Genomic DNA, 14983 nt, shown 5'->3' with positions numbered 1-14983 from the left:
GCTGTTTGACTTGTTGCTTCTAACTAAATATCTTTTCCGTTTAGAGGCACATAAACAATCATGTGATTTCCTTGTTGATACATCATTTGTTCGTCAATATCAATTGGATTTCCAGCAAATAATATCGTGTGATACGATTTAATATTTACCGCATCTAACATTCCAATCATATAATTAGATAAGGCTTTACAATCGCCATAACTTTTGCTCTCAACATAAGAATTTGGAAAAGGCGAAAGTCCTCCAATTCCTAATTGTACACCAATATATCGAACTTTATTTTGCAAATGTTTGTACAAAATCTGAACTTTTTCTTCGTCCGATTTTGCATCTTTTACCATATTTTGAAAAGTTGATTTTTGAGATGGAGTAAAATCTAATTTTGAACGAATTAAATTATCAAAAGTCCATTTTCCATAATCATTCCAATTGTCAAAATTTCCTTTAACACCATCGATATTAATTTGATTTGAAGCTAAAATAGCGCGAGGAAATATTTTTTGACTTCCAACCATTTGATCTTCTTCATTAAATGCCAAAACATTATTTAATGAATAGCTCAAATTATTGTTATCTCCTGTTTTTGCTATGTCAAAACCTTTAAAATTATCTTCTTTCAATCGAATAGTAGAAGATGTTTTATTGACAAATTGATAAGATGATTTTTCGATCGATAAATTTGCTGCTCGAATTGGTGACCAACGCGGAATCCAAAGTGTATTTTTGTTCGTTGTAATAATTTTATAATGTATCGTGTAAGGATAATTGGTTGGAGTGTAATTCAAATATTTCACGCGATCATCCGTGTACATTTGTCCACCCGTTACATAACTTTGATCACCAAAATCTTTGGTCTTGAATTTTTTAATTTCCTTTCCGTTTGCATCATACAAAGTTGCTTCGAATAAGTCAATTTTTGTATTCGGATCATAGTTCGCTTGCGCACCAACATAATTATCGCCCGCTTTACTCAAAACCGTTACGACAACATCTTCCGTATATTTTAATTCATCAACTTTTAGAAGTTCTATTTTTTCTTCATTTTTTCGCACAACTGCATAAGCATCTTTTATCAAATCGGCTGGAATTTGATCGACTGCATAGTTTTGCGCAAAAGAAAATGAACTAATTAAAAAAGTTGAAAAAAGTAGAGTTTGTTTCATTCAATATCTATTAATCAAGTTATTCTTTATTTTTTGAATCGATAAAAATGGTTACTGGACCATCATTCAACAATTCGACTTTCATATCTGCACCAAAAATTCCTCTTTGTACAGGTTTAAAATTTGATTCTAAAACGTTCAAAAATGTTTCATATTGTACGTTTGCTAGATCTGGTTTTGACGCTTTGATATATGACGGACGATTTCCTTTTTTCGTAGAAGCATGCAACGTAAATTGAGACACAACCAAAATATCTCCATTTGTTTGCTGTACATCCAAATTCATCACGTCATTTTCATCATTGAAAATTCGGAGTTGAATTATTTTTTTCGAAATCCATTCAAAATCTTCCTCCGTATCATCAGGTTCAAAACCAACCAGAGCTAAAATTCCGTTTTCTATTTTCCCAGTTATTTCTCCATCTACCTTTACAGAAGCATGTTGCACACGCTGTAAAATCACTCGCATAAATATTGTTTTAATTGGTATTAAACTGATTGAAATTTATGAAAAATTTAACAAATAAAAAAGCGTTAAAACTCATCTTTTAAATGTGCAATAACGCTTGTTGTAATTTAAGTTTAGAAAGCAATCGCTATAGGTTTAAGTTAGTTGGTTAAAATAGATTTCCTCATCTGCAATTATCGCATAATCTAACTCATAGAGCTTTGATATTTCTTTTGCTTTGATGATTTCTTGTTCTATATTTTTTAGTTTATTTTCTTTATTTTCAGAATTATCAAATTTAGCAATCCACAATTTATTTGGATTTAATGGTTTCCAATTTAAATCTTCTAAATGCAACAAAAATCTTTCTTTTTGTTCCTTTGTACATTCCACAAAATCTAAAGCGATTTGTACATATAAATTGCTCATTCAATTAATTTTAACAAAAATAAAATGAGAAATTGAATTATTTTTACGGGAAACCGTAATTTGAGAAAATAAAAAAGCCATTTCATAAGAAACGGCTCAAATTTTATTTTTCGGTATAAATATCTTCTTCTAAAAAAGTGAGATAATTTTCGTAGCGAGAAACTGCGATTTCACCATTTTCTACTGCATCACGCACAGCACATTTTGGCTCGTTCACGTGAATACAATTATCAAATTTACAATTGTGTTTCAGTTCTAAAATTTCAGGAAAATAACCTTGTAATTCTGTTTTGTCGATATGAACCAAACCAAATTCTTTAATTCCAGGCGTATCGATAATGAAACCTCCAAAAGGCCATTCGTACATCTGGGCAAAAGTTGTGGTATGTTGTCCTTTGCTATTAAAATCAGAAACTTCGTGCGTTTTTAAGTTTAAATCAGGATTTAACGTATTCAATAAAGTTGATTTTCCAACACCAGAATGTCCCGAAACCAAGCTTACTTTATCTTTCATTCGATCTTTTACAAGGTCTAAATTTAGTCCTGTTTCAGCAGAAATATCAAGACTTTCGTAACCGATAGAATTGTAAATTGATTTATAAATTTCTAACTCAGCCATTTCATCTTCCGTGTACGAATCCATTTTATTAAATAAAATCACAACGGGAATATGATAAGCCTCGGCAGTAATCAAAAAACGGTCAATAAAACCAAACGAAGTTTTGGGATTAGAAAGCGTTACAACCAAAAATGCAACATCAATGTTAGACGCAATAATGTGCGTTTTTTTGGATAGATTAACAGATTTTCGAATGATGTAATTTTTGCGATCATGAATTTTTGTAATGACAGCAATATCATCTTTGTCAATCTCAAACTCAACCTCGTCTCCAACAGCAATTGGATTGGTATGTTTGATATTGGCTATTCTAAATTTTCCTCTAATTCTTGCCTGATAAGTTGTACCATCTTTGGTTAAAAGATGATACCAACTACCAGTAGATTTTATGACAATTCCTTTCAATATTGTTTAAATTTTTTCTTCTTTTTTTACCATAATTTGGTTTTGTTGCGCAACAGATTCTTGGTGAATTGCTTGCAATAATTTGTCAACAAAATCCTCAGATAAACCTAAAGAAACTCCTGCTTTTACAGAATTATCTTTGATTTGTTTCCAACGATCTGGCTGAAAAACTGCCACATTATGTTCTTTTTTTAATTCTCCGATAGAGTTTGCAACTTTCATACGTTGAGCAATTGCATCTAAAATAGAATTATCTAATTCATCAATTTGATGACGTAAATTCTGAATTCCAGTTTTGTAAATTGCATCTGGATCATCAGAAACACGAATTTCTAAATCTTTCAAGATTTCTAATAAACGCGCTGGTGTTACTTGTTGAGCTGCATCAGACCAAGCTTCATCAGGATTGTTATGCGTTTCAATCATCAATCCATTATATTCGAAGTTGAAGGCTTGCTGCGCAACATCAAATAATCCTGTTCTGTTTCCACAAATGTGTGATGGATCACAAATAATTGGCACGTTTGGCAATTTGTTTTTGAAATCTAACGCAATTTGCCATTGCGGATTGTTACGGTATTTTGTCTTTTTGTATGTTGAGAAACCACGGTGAATAGCACCTAAATTTTTGATTCCTTGACCTTCTAAACGTTCCAAAGCACCAATCCATAAATCTAAATCTGGATTTACAGGATTTTTAACCAAAACTGTTTTGTCTGTATCACGTAAAGCTTCAGCAATTTCTTGTACTGTAAAAGGGTTTACCGTAGAACGAGCACCAATCCATAAAACGTCAACATCATATTCTAACGCTAATTTTGCGTGATTTGCATTGGCGATTTCAGTTGCGATTTTCATTCCGAATTCGTCTTTTACTTTTTTCAACCAGTTTAATCCGATTGCACCAACTCCTTCGAAACAATTTGGTTTAGTACGAGGCTTCCAAATTCCCGCACGGAAAACTTGCACATAATCTTTGTCCAAATCTTCAGCGATTGTCATCATTTGTTTTTCACTTTCTGCACTACAAGGTCCAGCGATGATCATTGGTTTGTCGTATTCTTTTATCCAGTTATTGTTTTCCATAACATTTACAAATTTAAGGTTTAATATTTATTTTATTTGAGAGTAATTATTTATTTAATATTCGACGTATGTCGTTTGTGTTTTTTAAATATTGATGAATATCTTCTGCATCTTTTTCTTCGATCATTTTTCTGATTTTAGAAATTTGTGTTTGATAAGCATCAATAGCATTGAGTAAATTTTCTCGATTCTGAATCAAAATTGGCGTCCACATATCTGGTGAACTTTTTGCCAAACGAACTGTAGATTCGAAACCAGATCCAGCCATATCAAAAATTGCATCTTCATTCTTTTCTTCTTCCAAAACTGTTTGTCCTAAAGCGAAAGATGTAATATGTGAAAGATGAGAAACGTACGCAATGTGCGCATCATGCGCATCCGAAGTCATTGTTTTGACATTCATCCAAAGCGATTGATAAATTTTTCTCACTTTTTTTACTGCTTCTTTTTCGCTTTGTTCAACATCACACAAAATCGCAACTTTGTTTAAAAACAATTCAGGAAAAGCTGCTTTTGGCCCAGAATTTTCCGTTCCTGCGATTGGATGTGTAGCAACAAATTGTTTTCTTTTGAGGTGATTTGCTACTTTTTTACAAATTCCAGCTTTTGTCGATCCCATGTCCATTACAATTGTTTTATCATTAATTTGATCTAAAATTTCTGGTAAAACATTTTGAATTGAATTAATTGGAACTGCAATTACCACTAAATCTGATTGAGAAAGCGCTTCATTCAAAGGAGCAATTTCATCTACAATTCCTAATTCTAAAGCTTGTATTTGATGTTCAATATTTTGATCAACACCGATTATTTTTTCGGCAACACCAACTTTTTTTAACGCTAAAGCAAAAGAACCTCCGATTAATCCTAAACCGATTACTGAAATTGTTTTCATGCTTCTAATCTTTTCTTTACTTCAATCAACTTCTCGACGGGTGCGCAAAGTGAGAATCGAATAAATCCTTCACCATTACTTCCGAAAATACTTCCTGGCGTGATAAATACTTTTTTATCGTATAAAATTTCATCAATAAATTCTTTATCATCTTTTCCTTCTGGAAGCTTCGCCCAAATAAACATTCCTGCTGCATTGGGATTATATTTTACATTTAAGAGATCAGCGATTTCCCAAATAATTTTTCGTCTTTCTGCGTAAACTTTTGTCAACTCATCGTACCAAGAATCATCAACTAAAAGAGCTTTTGTAGCGGCTTTTTGTATAGCAAAATTCATTCCCGAATCCATATTTGATTTCACTTTTAAAATAGAATTGATGAAACTTTCTTTTCCGATCACCATTCCTACTCGCCAACCTGCAATATTAAAGGTTTTGCTTAATGAATTCAGTTCTATACAAACATCTTTTGCACCTTCAATTTCTAAAATACTTGTTGGTTCATCGTTCAAAATAAAACTATACGGATTATCATTAACGATTAAAATATTGTGACGAGTTGCAAACTCTACTAATTTTCTAAGAACGTCTTTTGGAGCTTTGGCTCCTGTTGGCATATGTGGATAATTGAGCCACATAATTTTTGGTTTTTGTTCTGCTAGTTTTTCTAACTGATCAAAATCTGGAAGCCAATCATTTTCATTTTTTAAATCGTAAAACAACGGTTCTGCTTGAACTAATTCTGTAACCGACGAATATGTTGGATAACCAGGATTTGGAATTAAAACTTTATCACCTTCATTCAGAAAAGCCATAGAAATGTGCATAATTCCTTCTTTAGAACCCATTAATGGCAAAATTTCTGTAGAAGGATTGGCGTCTACATCAAACTTGTTTTTGTAAAAACTTGCCATAGCTTCGCGCATTTCTGGAATTCCACGATAACTTTGATAGCCATTGATTCCGCTTTGCGAGCTTTTGATTAATTCCTCGATCACATCTGGATGAGGTTGTAAATCTGGACTTCCAATTCCTAATGAAATGATTGGAATGTCGGTTTTCATGTTCGCTATTTCTTGTAATTTTTTCGAGAAATAATATTCCTGAACACTTTGTAATCGTTGGGCTTCTGCTATCATTTTTTTCCCAGTTTATATTCGCCTAATATTTCTAAATCCGTTAATTTTCGTGCAATTTTTCCAAGCAATTCATAATATTGTTCTTTTTGCTCGAACGTAATATCAATGTGGAAAGAGTATTCCCAAGGTTTTTCAATAATCGGAACAGATTGTATTTTGTCCATATTTATTCCACATTCTGCAATTTGATTTAACACGTCAACCAAAGCACCAGACTGGTGTGGAACAGAAAAACGCATCGAAACTTTGTTGAAATCTTCGTAATCGTTATGCTCGCGTTGCAATACAAAAAAGCGAGTGAAATTATCTTGAAACGTCTGAATACTCGAAGCTAAAATATCTAATCCATAAACTTCTGCCGCTTTTCTTGAGGCAATTGCAGCTACATCATGTAAATCTTGCTCCACAATATCTTTGGCTGTTAATGCGGTATCGATATCATTTACAACGCGCCAAGTTGGATGTTTTTCAAGGAACTTATCACATTGTAACAATGCCATTTGGTGCGAACGAACTTCTTTTACATCGTCTAAAGTTTGTCCTTTTTTGACCATCAATTGATGTTGGATTGATAAATAAATTTCTCCAACAACTTTCAAATTATATTTCGTTAGCAACGCATAGTTTGGTAAAATTGCTCCAGCAATTGTATTTTCTATTGCCATAATTGCTGTGTCTACTTTTCCCTTTGTAAGTGACTTTGCTAAAGTTTTGAACGTGTCGCATTCTACAATTTCGATGTCATTTCCTAAATAATTATTGGCAGCTTCGTGATGATATGAACCAATGTAACCTTGTATTGCAACTCTATTTTTCATTTTTTTCCACAAAAAAAGTCCCACAAATTGCGAGACTTTATATTATCTTATTATGAATGTTAACAATCAATTTTGACAACGCAGTCCCTGCTCTCCTGGATAATACCCAAAAAAGTAAAAAAAGAATGCGTTAAAATAATTGAATGTTGCCATTTCGTTTTTCTAATTGTTCTACAAATCTAAAAAATAATTTTTCAGTTATCCAAATCTTTTTTGCTAATTTTATCGAAAATTTTTCATCAAATGGGAATAATCATTACAGATTTAGTAAAAAAATACGGTGAACAAGTGGCTTTAGACAAAGTTTCGTTTTCGATAAATAATGGCGAAGTTGTTGGCTTACTTGGACCAAATGGAGCAGGAAAATCGACATTGATGAAAAGTATTACCAATGCAATAAATGCAGATTCTGGTGAAATTTCTGTGAATGATTTTAATGTTTCGACACAACCAATTGAATCGAAAAAGTTGATTGGATTTTTGCAAGAAAATAATCCATTGTACATGGATATGTATGTAAAAGAGTATTTGGAATTTGTCACAAATATTCGAAATGTGCCTAAATCAAAAATTGATGAAGTCATCGAAAAAGTAGGTTTATCGCCTGAGAAACATAAGAAAATTCATCAATTATCAAAAGGATATAAACAACGTGTCGGATTGGCGCAAGCGATTATCTCGAGTCCAGAAATTTTGATTTTAGATGAACCTACAAATGGTTTGGATCCAAATCAGATTATTGAAATTAGAGAGGTAATTAAAGAGATTGGAAAGGAAAAAACGGTGATTCTTTCTACACATATTATGCAAGAAGTGGAAGCGCTTTGTTCACGTGTAATCTTGTTGAATAAAGGAAAAATTGTGGCAGATCAACCGATAGAAGAGTTTAAAGGACAATATAAAAACTTGGAAGAAGCTTTTCATGTTTTAACACAATAAAAAAGGCACTATTTAAATAAACAACTATTTAGACCAAAATTTTATCTTTACAAAAATTAAAGGAGTTTTACTTTGTTAAAGTATCTTGTGTAGCCTCAGTTTTTACTGAGGTTACTTTATTATAATCAGTATCAAAAATTGTATAATTCCCATAAAGTATAATTTCAAACTAACAGTTTTTGCTGACTTGCCCTATCATTCTTGATGTATTTTTATCATTTATTTTGGTATAAACTTCCTTCATTATTAGGTTAAATCTACAAGCTCCCATAAATGGAAAATATATGGTATTACGGATATATCTGTTGCCTTTTTTTAGATATTTTTGTTTGCTCTTTTACTGATGTTCCTAATTCTCTTCTCATAAAATTATAATCTGCAAAACTCGAAAATTGCTTTATTTTTTTTAACATTTAAAACACATCGTTTCAGTAAGCATCGTTGCGATAGTCATTAATCCAGTACCTTTAATGGTTAGTAGTTTTGAACTTTATTATTCAGATATTCATCCGATTTTATAAGTTTTTCTATTTTTAATTTACAATGAGTAATTTGTTTATTTAATTAAGGAATTAGTTGTTTATTAGTCTTTTAGAATAAACTCCCGTAATTTCCTTAAGAAATACTAATTTAGCTTTCTTAATTATTCACCCATCTTAAAAACTTATTAAAAACCAGTTTATCATGAGAAAAGGTAACATTTTTAGAAAACTCGAATTCTCCTAATACTATAAATCCTTGACTTGCGTCATGGAAAATTGTTCCTTTGTCCTTTAATAGTAAATATATTGTTTTATCTCCTTCTTTAGATATTTAATTTAAATGCAAAATCATATTTTACTCTTCTTTTCATAAAAATACCCCCAAATTGTTTCTAACTTTTTGGGGGTAGTGTTAAATTATTGAGCTTTTTTATTTTATAAAAGTAACAATAACTTTAGAATCAACTTTTCCATCTAAATCTACATCTTCTTCAAGAAGTAAAACCATTTTATTAGATGAAATTTCTTGAATTTTAAAAATAGTTTCGTCATCTATTATGTGTAAGTTTCCTTTTTCTATTTTATATATACCTCCATAAACCTCATTGATACATTTATCAGTTTGATAATCGGTATAATACTCATCACTTTTATACGTATTGTCTTTATTAAAAGTTGTTGTAGACTTTTTAGCACAATCATCAGGATATTCTACTTCATCTGGTGTACCTGTCTCCTGATAAACTGTTTTTTCAAGTTTCCAGATTCCGACAATTTTATCATCTAAAGATTTTCCTGAGTCATCATCATCTTTACAACTAAAGAAGTTCAATGATAAAGCTCCTATTGTTAAAAGACTTAATAATTTTTTCATATTATTGAAATTTACATTGTTAATTAACAAAAATATAATTATCATCTAAAAAAACAATAACTATTAAAAGAAAATAACTACAAACGAATTCCAACTCCGCCCAAAACATTAATTCCGGCTTGAGGGAAATAATATCCACCTTCGTAATAGTAACCATTCGATTCGTATTTCACATCAAATAAATTATTAATCAAAAACGAAAATTCAAGGTTTTTAATTCCTTTTACTTTGGGCGAATATCGAATCAAAAGATCCGAAACCAAATAACTATCTAATTTTCCATCTGCGGGTTCTGTATTTGATAAATATTGTTCACCAACATATTTATTCGTCAAATTAATCAACAGGTTTTTGAAAGGAATAACTTCAAAACCAAAAGCCGAAATCACATCTGGTGAAAGCGCAATTTTTGTCTTTCCGTACTCTTTGACAGAAGAATTTCCATCAGTATCCCAAACTTCTTCTTTGTAATTATCGTGTTTGTTTTCGCTAAACGTAATATTTCCAAAAACATTCAAACGATTCGGAATAATCTTATAGTTTGCATCAAATTCTACTCCTCGTCTATAACTTTTTCCTGAATTTTCGCGAATCGGCGTTCCTACATCATTCAATTTCCCAGTTGGGACCAATTGATTTTTGTACGCCATATAATACACATTTGCGCTCAATGATAACTGTCCTGACTTTTTATAACCCAATTCATAATCTTGTAAAAATTCAGCCGTCGGACGCTTGCCATTATTCTCATAATCTACACGAAGTGGCTCACGATGCGAAATTCCATAAGAAGCATACATCATATTTGAAGAATTAATTTTAAAATTTATCCCAGCTTTTGGATTCACAAAATTGAATTTATCCGAAAATGGTCTGAAATCTTCGTCATCATTTTCTCCATTTGGCAAATATTTCGCATCATAATCAACATAACGATATTGCAAATCACCAAATAATTCAAACTTATTCAATTGATACAACACTTTCGCATATGCAGCCAATTGTTTTTTCACAGAACGATTGTTGTAATATTTGAAATCCTTATCCTTAAAATCTGTTCCTTTTACCCATAAGACATTTCCATAATGATCGCCATCATATTCGTTTGCAGATAATCCGAAAAACACTTTAAAATCGTTTAATTTTTGATTTTCAACTTCAAGATTAAAACCATAAAAATCATTATCAAGATATTCTCGATTGATTAAATTTCTTTTATCTGAAGTTAAATAATCCAATTTATAGCGTTTCAAACCGCGATCATTTTTATAGCTCTCGTAATAACCTTTACCTTTTGTGTAATGAACTGTTAAATTTGATTTCCAATTATTCCCAAAATCTTGTAACCACGAAAGAAAATAATGATTTTGACGATAATTATCAGTGTGATTTTTATAAAAACCTTCAACCTTTCCATTTTCGTCTAAAATCTCTCCTTCAAAATTATATGTTCTATCATTTTTTAAAGTTTTAGCATCTACACCACTCCATGCTTGATACGTTTGTTCTTTTCCAAACATGTTCTGAAATCTAAACTTTGTTTTTTCATTCAATTCATATAGAGCTGTAAAATCATAAGAGATTAAATCTGACCAAGATCTGTCTACATATCCATCCGAATTTATCTTAGAAAAACGTCCATCAATACTCAATTTATTATTTAGTATTTTTCCCGTACCAGCCTGAACTGTATATTTTTGCGTTTTATAATTTCCGAAAGAAACATTTGCTTCTGCAAAAGGAACAGTAGAAGGATTTTGAGATTCGATGTTAACACTTGCTCCAAAAGAAGCCATTCCATTTGATGAAGTTCCAACTCCTCTCTGAATCATCATAGAGCTTGTAGACGAAGCCAAATCTGGCATATTCACCCAAAAAACACCTTGAGATTCAGGATTATTAAGCGGAATTCCATTTAATGTAACGTTGATAGATTGTTCATTAAGTCCACGAATTTTGATAGACGAATAACCAATTCCAGTTCCTGTATCGGAAGTTATAGAAACAGACGTAGCAGAATTTAACAAAGTTGGAACATCTTGCCCCAAATTCTTCTTTTGTAACATTTTATCAGTTACCTTTTCAACTGTAATTGGAAGTTTTTCGACAATTGAAACTTCTCCTAATTGAATTTCTTCTTTTTGAATAGAATCTTTTTCTTGTGCATAAAGAATAGATGCACCAAATAATGACAATAAAAAAATCGACCTTTTCATAATTAATTTTAAAATATATTATGAAAGGAGCCATCTTACACTTTTATAATTTACGCGCGAATGTAATTTGGTGAAGTACCAGTTCCCTTAGCAGCATTACCTGCCCAGGTTCTTTGGGTATAATCTCAGCCTCTTGTAAAGAAGCACCCCTTTCGATTGAATTTCAAAGGTAATCTTTTTTTTGAAATTTAAAAATTTCTTCATTTTTGATTATCTTTAGAAACTTTCGGGCATAAAAAAACCTTCTGGTTGGTATGCCGAAGGTTTTTTTGGGTTTAGTAATAGAAGATAGATTGATTGACTTTTAATAAAAATCAACTGGTCTAGTTGGTATGAATTAGATTTATTGGTTATTAAATCTGAAGCAAAGAAACAGTAGAAATTAGTTTTCACAAAAAAATCGACGCCTCATAATGTCTACAGACAAAAAAAAAAAGCGTCTACGAATTGTCTACAAACTATTTTATTGTATCTTTACTCATTAATTTTAAACTCTTTACCTAAAACCAAAACTGCAAATTTATAAATCATAAACTGCAAATTTTAAAACCTTTTTTATCCTTTTTTATCCTTTTCATTGGAATTTTTCCCGTTTTAGCTCAAAATGATATTCAAAAAAGCATTAATAACATTGAAAAAAACACTATTGATGGAAAATTTAATGATGCTGAAGAAGAATTAAATATTTTACTAAAACGAAATAATGATAATCAACTAAATAAAGTAATTATCTATATAAACTTTGTTAATCTTTATGCAAATAAAGATGATTACGACAATGCTTTAAAATATGCTAATTTAGCTAAAGAAATAGCTGATAAAACAGTTGATAAGTTAGATGACTCATATACATCTTATGCTTTTGCAAAATTGTATTTATTGAATAGTATGTATGATAAAACAATCTATTATTCGAATAAGGCATTAAAAATACTTAATGGTTATTCAGAAGAATATTTATTAAAGTCTAAGATTTATCAATTAATGTCTGTAGTACATTCTTATAATGGTATTTATTCAGAAGAATATGAAAATTACATTAACAAGGCATTCTATTATGCTAAAAAAAGTGGATCTATTTCTGAGCTAATTTCCGTTTACTCTGCTTATATGGTAATGTATTTTAATAAATATCAAAAAACAAATGATCCTAAAGATCTGGACAAAATTTTTGAGAATGCAGAAAATAGCATTAATTATATCAATCAAAATACAATCAATATAATACCTGTAAAAGCTGCATCTATTTCATATAATAATTTAGCCTCGGTCATTAATAATTATCCCTTTAAAAACTTAAGTAATAGTGAGCGATACAATTTAGCTGAAAAGTACATAAATATTGCACTTAATTATGCAAATAAAATTAATAATACTGCATTATTAGCTACTTGTTATGCTACTTATGCAGAAATTATGGAGAATAAAGGCAATGATAAACAAGCTGAAAAGTATTATTTGAAAGCCTATCAAATTATTAAATCTGAAAAGAAAACAAACGATATTAGTTCTTTAAATATCGTTGTCAAAACCATTTCAAATTTTTACGAAAAAAATAATGAGCCATCAAAAGCTTTGAAATTTAACAAAGAAGCTTTGATCTATACACAAAAAGCGTATGAAAAAGCATATGAAAATAAGCGAAATTCATTAGAGGCTTTTTATAATTTTGAACGTAAAAATGAAGAAATTAAGCAATTAACAGAAAAGAATAAAATTTTCACAAAACAGCGTATTTTGTATTTGGTTCTTATTGCGATTTCTATAATTGGGATTGTTTTTATGGTTTATATGTTTATCTACAAACAAAAATTGAATAAACAGAAAACTAATTTATTAGAAGCCGAAAAACAGGAAACGGCATTAACTTTAAAATTAGAATTAGAAGAAAAAGCTAGGCTAACTGCCGAACGCAAGTTAATGGATATTCAACAAGAACAATTGCAGAAAAAAGCATTGGCGACATCTTTACAACTCAATAACAAAAATTCTTTCATTACCGAATTAAAAGAGAAAATAAAAGAAGACAAGAATTTTAATATCAATAAAGTTTTAAAAGACGAACGTCTTACAGATAGTAATTTCACCGGATTACAAACCATTGTACAAGATATTCATCCTAATTTTTTCAAGAAAATGAATGAAATATCTCAAAACAGGCTCTCTACTCAAGATTTAAATTACGCAGCCTTCATCTACCTTAATATGGACAATCAACAGATTTCCAATTTATTAAAAGTTGAAAATAAAACTGTACGAATGACTAAATATCGTTTGAAACAGAAACTTGGCTTAGGTAAAGATGTCGATTTGCAGAAATTTATTCAATCATTAGAATTATAATTATTAAAGTGGATCATTTACAAAATGAAGAGAAAAGTTTGGGTATTATTATTGGTCTTTTTTAGCCAATATTTATCTGCACAAAGTGATTTAGATAAGGATCAACAATTGGTTTACACCTATTTGTATAGCAAAGATTTTGAAAAAGCGAAGCAAATTTTAGAGGAAAAATTTATCAGAAATGATTTTCCAAGCAAGCAAATTATCGGATATGTTTATTTAGCAGATTACTATAATGCTACTAAAGACGAAACTAAGAAGAGCGAAGCTTTAAGTAAGGCAAAAAGCATTTCCGCAAAAACAAAATCTCCTATCGATGATGCGTATGTTAAATTTGGATATGCTCGTTATTATGAAAATCTAAATAAAAATGATCTATTCATTAAATACATTAATGAAAGTATTAACGAATTTTCAAAACATCCGAATGAGAACTTTATTTTAACACAATTATATTTTTTACGATTTAATTTCAATTCGAAAAATCCTTTAGAAAATAACACAAGAAGGGATGCAATTCTTTCTAATAAACATGCTATTGAGTCTAAAAATAACCTATTAATTAATTTTACATACAGTAACTTAGGCTACTTTTATAAACAGAAATACAACGAAACACAAGATAAAAATTATATTGATTCTGCAACAACAAGCTATAAAGAATCATATAACTATGCTCAAAAAATAACATATTCTTACGCCAAAAAAAGATCTACAATTGTTTATTATCTTAATTACGGAAGTTTGGTTACCACAATCAATCAAGGAAACACTTTTGATGAGACAATGAAGAATTATCAAACCATTCTGAATTTAACAGAAAATGATAAGAAATTCAATGAAATAACAGCTTTTACTTATAATAACATAGGTTCTGCCTACGAAAATTCTGAAAATATTGATTTGGCTGAAAAATTTTATTTAAAATCTTATGCTTTAGCAAAAGATAATAACGATATTTTTTCTCGTGTAAAAGTGGTAATATTAGGAAATATAGCTCGAATTTATGAGAAAAAGAATGACTTAAAAAAAGCTTTACAATATGAACGTCAAGCTAAAGATTTAATCTCAACATCAGATCAAGAGCAATTTGATAACAATACTAAGTCATTAGAAATTTTTTACAA

The 14983-nt window shown here is 30.2% G+C and carries 13 protein-coding genes and 1 riboswitch; of the genes, 3 read left to right on the top strand and 10 right to left on the bottom strand.

Features of this window, described 5'->3' with window-relative positions:
- Positions 1-23: 23 nt before the first annotated feature.
- The 8 genes from N5D90_RS05640 to N5D90_RS05605 all read right to left on the bottom strand — a co-directional run bounded on the left by N5D90_RS05640 (position 24) and on the right by N5D90_RS05605 (position 7002).
- A complete protein-coding gene (locus N5D90_RS05640; RefSeq protein ID WP_280061857.1) occupies positions 24-1163 on the bottom strand; it encodes a DUF3857 domain-containing protein in 1140 nt (379 codons plus the stop codon).
- A 19-nt stretch (positions 1164-1182) separates the two neighbouring features.
- Complete coding sequence (dtd, locus tag N5D90_RS05635) at positions 1183-1632, bottom strand: D-aminoacyl-tRNA deacylase (protein ID WP_280061856.1); 450 nt, start codon at positions 1630-1632, stop codon at positions 1183-1185.
- 135 nt (positions 1633-1767) lie between these two features.
- Positions 1768-2040, bottom strand: coding sequence for a hypothetical protein (locus tag N5D90_RS05630; protein ID WP_280061855.1), 273 nt, complete (start codon positions 2038-2040; stop codon positions 1768-1770).
- A gap of 103 nt (positions 2041-2143) precedes the next feature.
- A complete protein-coding gene (gene rsgA / locus N5D90_RS05625) occupies positions 2144-3064 on the bottom strand; it encodes a ribosome small subunit-dependent GTPase A (protein WP_280061854.1) in 921 nt (306 codons plus the stop codon).
- A gap of 6 nt (positions 3065-3070) precedes the next feature.
- On the bottom strand, positions 3071-4150 hold the full coding sequence (locus N5D90_RS05620; RefSeq protein ID WP_115002148.1) for a bifunctional 3-deoxy-7-phosphoheptulonate synthase/chorismate mutase type II: 1080 nt from the start codon (positions 4148-4150) through the stop codon (positions 3071-3073).
- Between the two features lie 46 nt (positions 4151-4196).
- Positions 4197-5045 (bottom strand): prephenate dehydrogenase, encoded by an 849-nt coding sequence (locus tag N5D90_RS05615; protein ID WP_280061853.1) that lies wholly within the window; start codon positions 5043-5045, stop codon positions 4197-4199.
- Positions 5042-6184 carry a pyridoxal phosphate-dependent aminotransferase gene (locus tag N5D90_RS05610; protein ID WP_280061852.1) on the bottom strand — a complete coding sequence of 381 codons (1143 nt, stop codon included), beginning with the start codon at positions 6182-6184 and terminating at the stop codon, positions 5042-5044. The genes N5D90_RS05615 and N5D90_RS05610 overlap by 4 nt, the downstream gene beginning before the upstream one ends.
- Positions 6181-7002, bottom strand: a complete 822-nt coding sequence (locus N5D90_RS05605; RefSeq protein ID WP_038333218.1) for a prephenate dehydratase — start codon at positions 7000-7002, stop codon at positions 6181-6183. Before N5D90_RS05605 ends, N5D90_RS05610 begins: the two co-directional genes overlap by 4 nt.
- Positions 7003-7245: 243 nt before the next feature.
- Between N5D90_RS05605 and N5D90_RS05600 the strand changes: the two genes are divergently transcribed.
- The gene (locus N5D90_RS05600; protein WP_125348933.1) at positions 7246-7941 is read left to right on the top strand and encodes an ABC transporter ATP-binding protein; all 696 of its coding nucleotides are present in this window, start codon (positions 7246-7248) and stop codon (positions 7939-7941) included.
- Positions 7942-8853: 912 nt separating this feature from the next.
- Here the strand turns inward: N5D90_RS05600 and N5D90_RS05595 are convergent.
- Both N5D90_RS05595 and N5D90_RS05590 read right to left on the bottom strand, forming a co-directional pair.
- Entirely contained in the window at positions 8854-9297 is a 444-nt protein-coding gene (locus tag N5D90_RS05595; protein WP_038333191.1) for a lipocalin family protein, read from the bottom strand.
- Positions 9298-9374: 77 nt separating this feature from the next.
- Positions 9375-11513, bottom strand: coding sequence for a TonB-dependent receptor (locus N5D90_RS05590; protein ID WP_280061851.1), 2139 nt, complete (start codon positions 11511-11513; stop codon positions 9375-9377).
- Between the two features lie 66 nt (positions 11514-11579).
- Positions 11580-11674: riboswitch (TPP riboswitch) on the bottom strand.
- 727 nt (positions 11675-12401) lie between these two features.
- Here N5D90_RS05590 and N5D90_RS05585 point away from each other — a divergent pair.
- Positions 12402-13856: a tetratricopeptide repeat protein gene (locus tag N5D90_RS05585; RefSeq protein WP_407932342.1), complete on the top strand. Its 1455-nt coding sequence runs from the start codon at positions 12402-12404 to the stop codon at positions 13854-13856.
- Positions 13857-13880: 24 nt separating this feature from the next.
- Positions 13881-14983, top strand: a 1103-nt coding sequence (locus N5D90_RS05580) for a tetratricopeptide repeat protein (RefSeq protein ID WP_280061849.1), incomplete at its 3' end; no start/stop codon positions are given.

The sequence above is a fragment of the Empedobacter sp. GD03797 genome, assembly GCF_029842105.1.
In the GTDB taxonomy this organism is placed as follows: Bacteria; Bacteroidota; Bacteroidia; order Flavobacteriales; family Weeksellaceae; genus Empedobacter; species Empedobacter falsenii_C.
Note: the sequence above shows the minus strand (reverse complement) of the source record. Positions and strands in the feature narration are given on the sequence as shown.

Excerpts from the sequence above, each read along its gene's own strand:
- N5D90_RS05640 (WP_280061857.1), bottom strand. The coding sequence starts at position 1,163 with ATGAAACAAACTCTACTTTTTTCAACTTTTTTAATTAGTTCATTTTCT.
- dtd (WP_280061856.1), bottom strand. The coding sequence starts at position 1,632 with ATGCGAGTGATTTTACAGCGTGTGCAACATGCTTCTGTAAAGGTAGAT.
- N5D90_RS05630 (WP_280061855.1), bottom strand. The coding sequence starts at position 2,040 with ATGAGCAATTTATATGTACAAATCGCTTTAGATTTTGTGGAATGTACA.
- N5D90_RS05620 (WP_115002148.1), bottom strand. The coding sequence starts at position 4,150 with ATGGAAAACAATAACTGGATAAAAGAATACGACAAACCAATGATCATC.
- N5D90_RS05615 (WP_280061853.1), bottom strand. The coding sequence starts at position 5,045 with ATGAAAACAATTTCAGTAATCGGTTTAGGATTAATCGGAGGTTCTTTT.
- N5D90_RS05610 (WP_280061852.1), bottom strand. The coding sequence starts at position 6,184 with ATGATAGCAGAAGCCCAACGATTACAAAGTGTTCAGGAATATTATTTC.
- N5D90_RS05605 (WP_038333218.1), bottom strand. The coding sequence starts at position 7,002 with ATGAAAAATAGAGTTGCAATACAAGGTTACATTGGTTCATATCATCAC.
- N5D90_RS05600 (WP_125348933.1), top strand. The coding sequence starts at position 7,246 with ATGGGAATAATCATTACAGATTTAGTAAAAAAATACGGTGAACAAGTG.
- N5D90_RS05595 (WP_038333191.1), bottom strand. The coding sequence starts at position 9,297 with ATGAAAAAATTATTAAGTCTTTTAACAATAGGAGCTTTATCATTGAAC.
- N5D90_RS05590 (WP_280061851.1), bottom strand. The coding sequence starts at position 11,513 with ATGAAAAGGTCGATTTTTTTATTGTCATTATTTGGTGCATCTATTCTT.
- N5D90_RS05585 (WP_407932342.1), top strand. The coding sequence starts at position 12,402 with ATGTATGATAAAACAATCTATTATTCGAATAAGGCATTAAAAATACTT.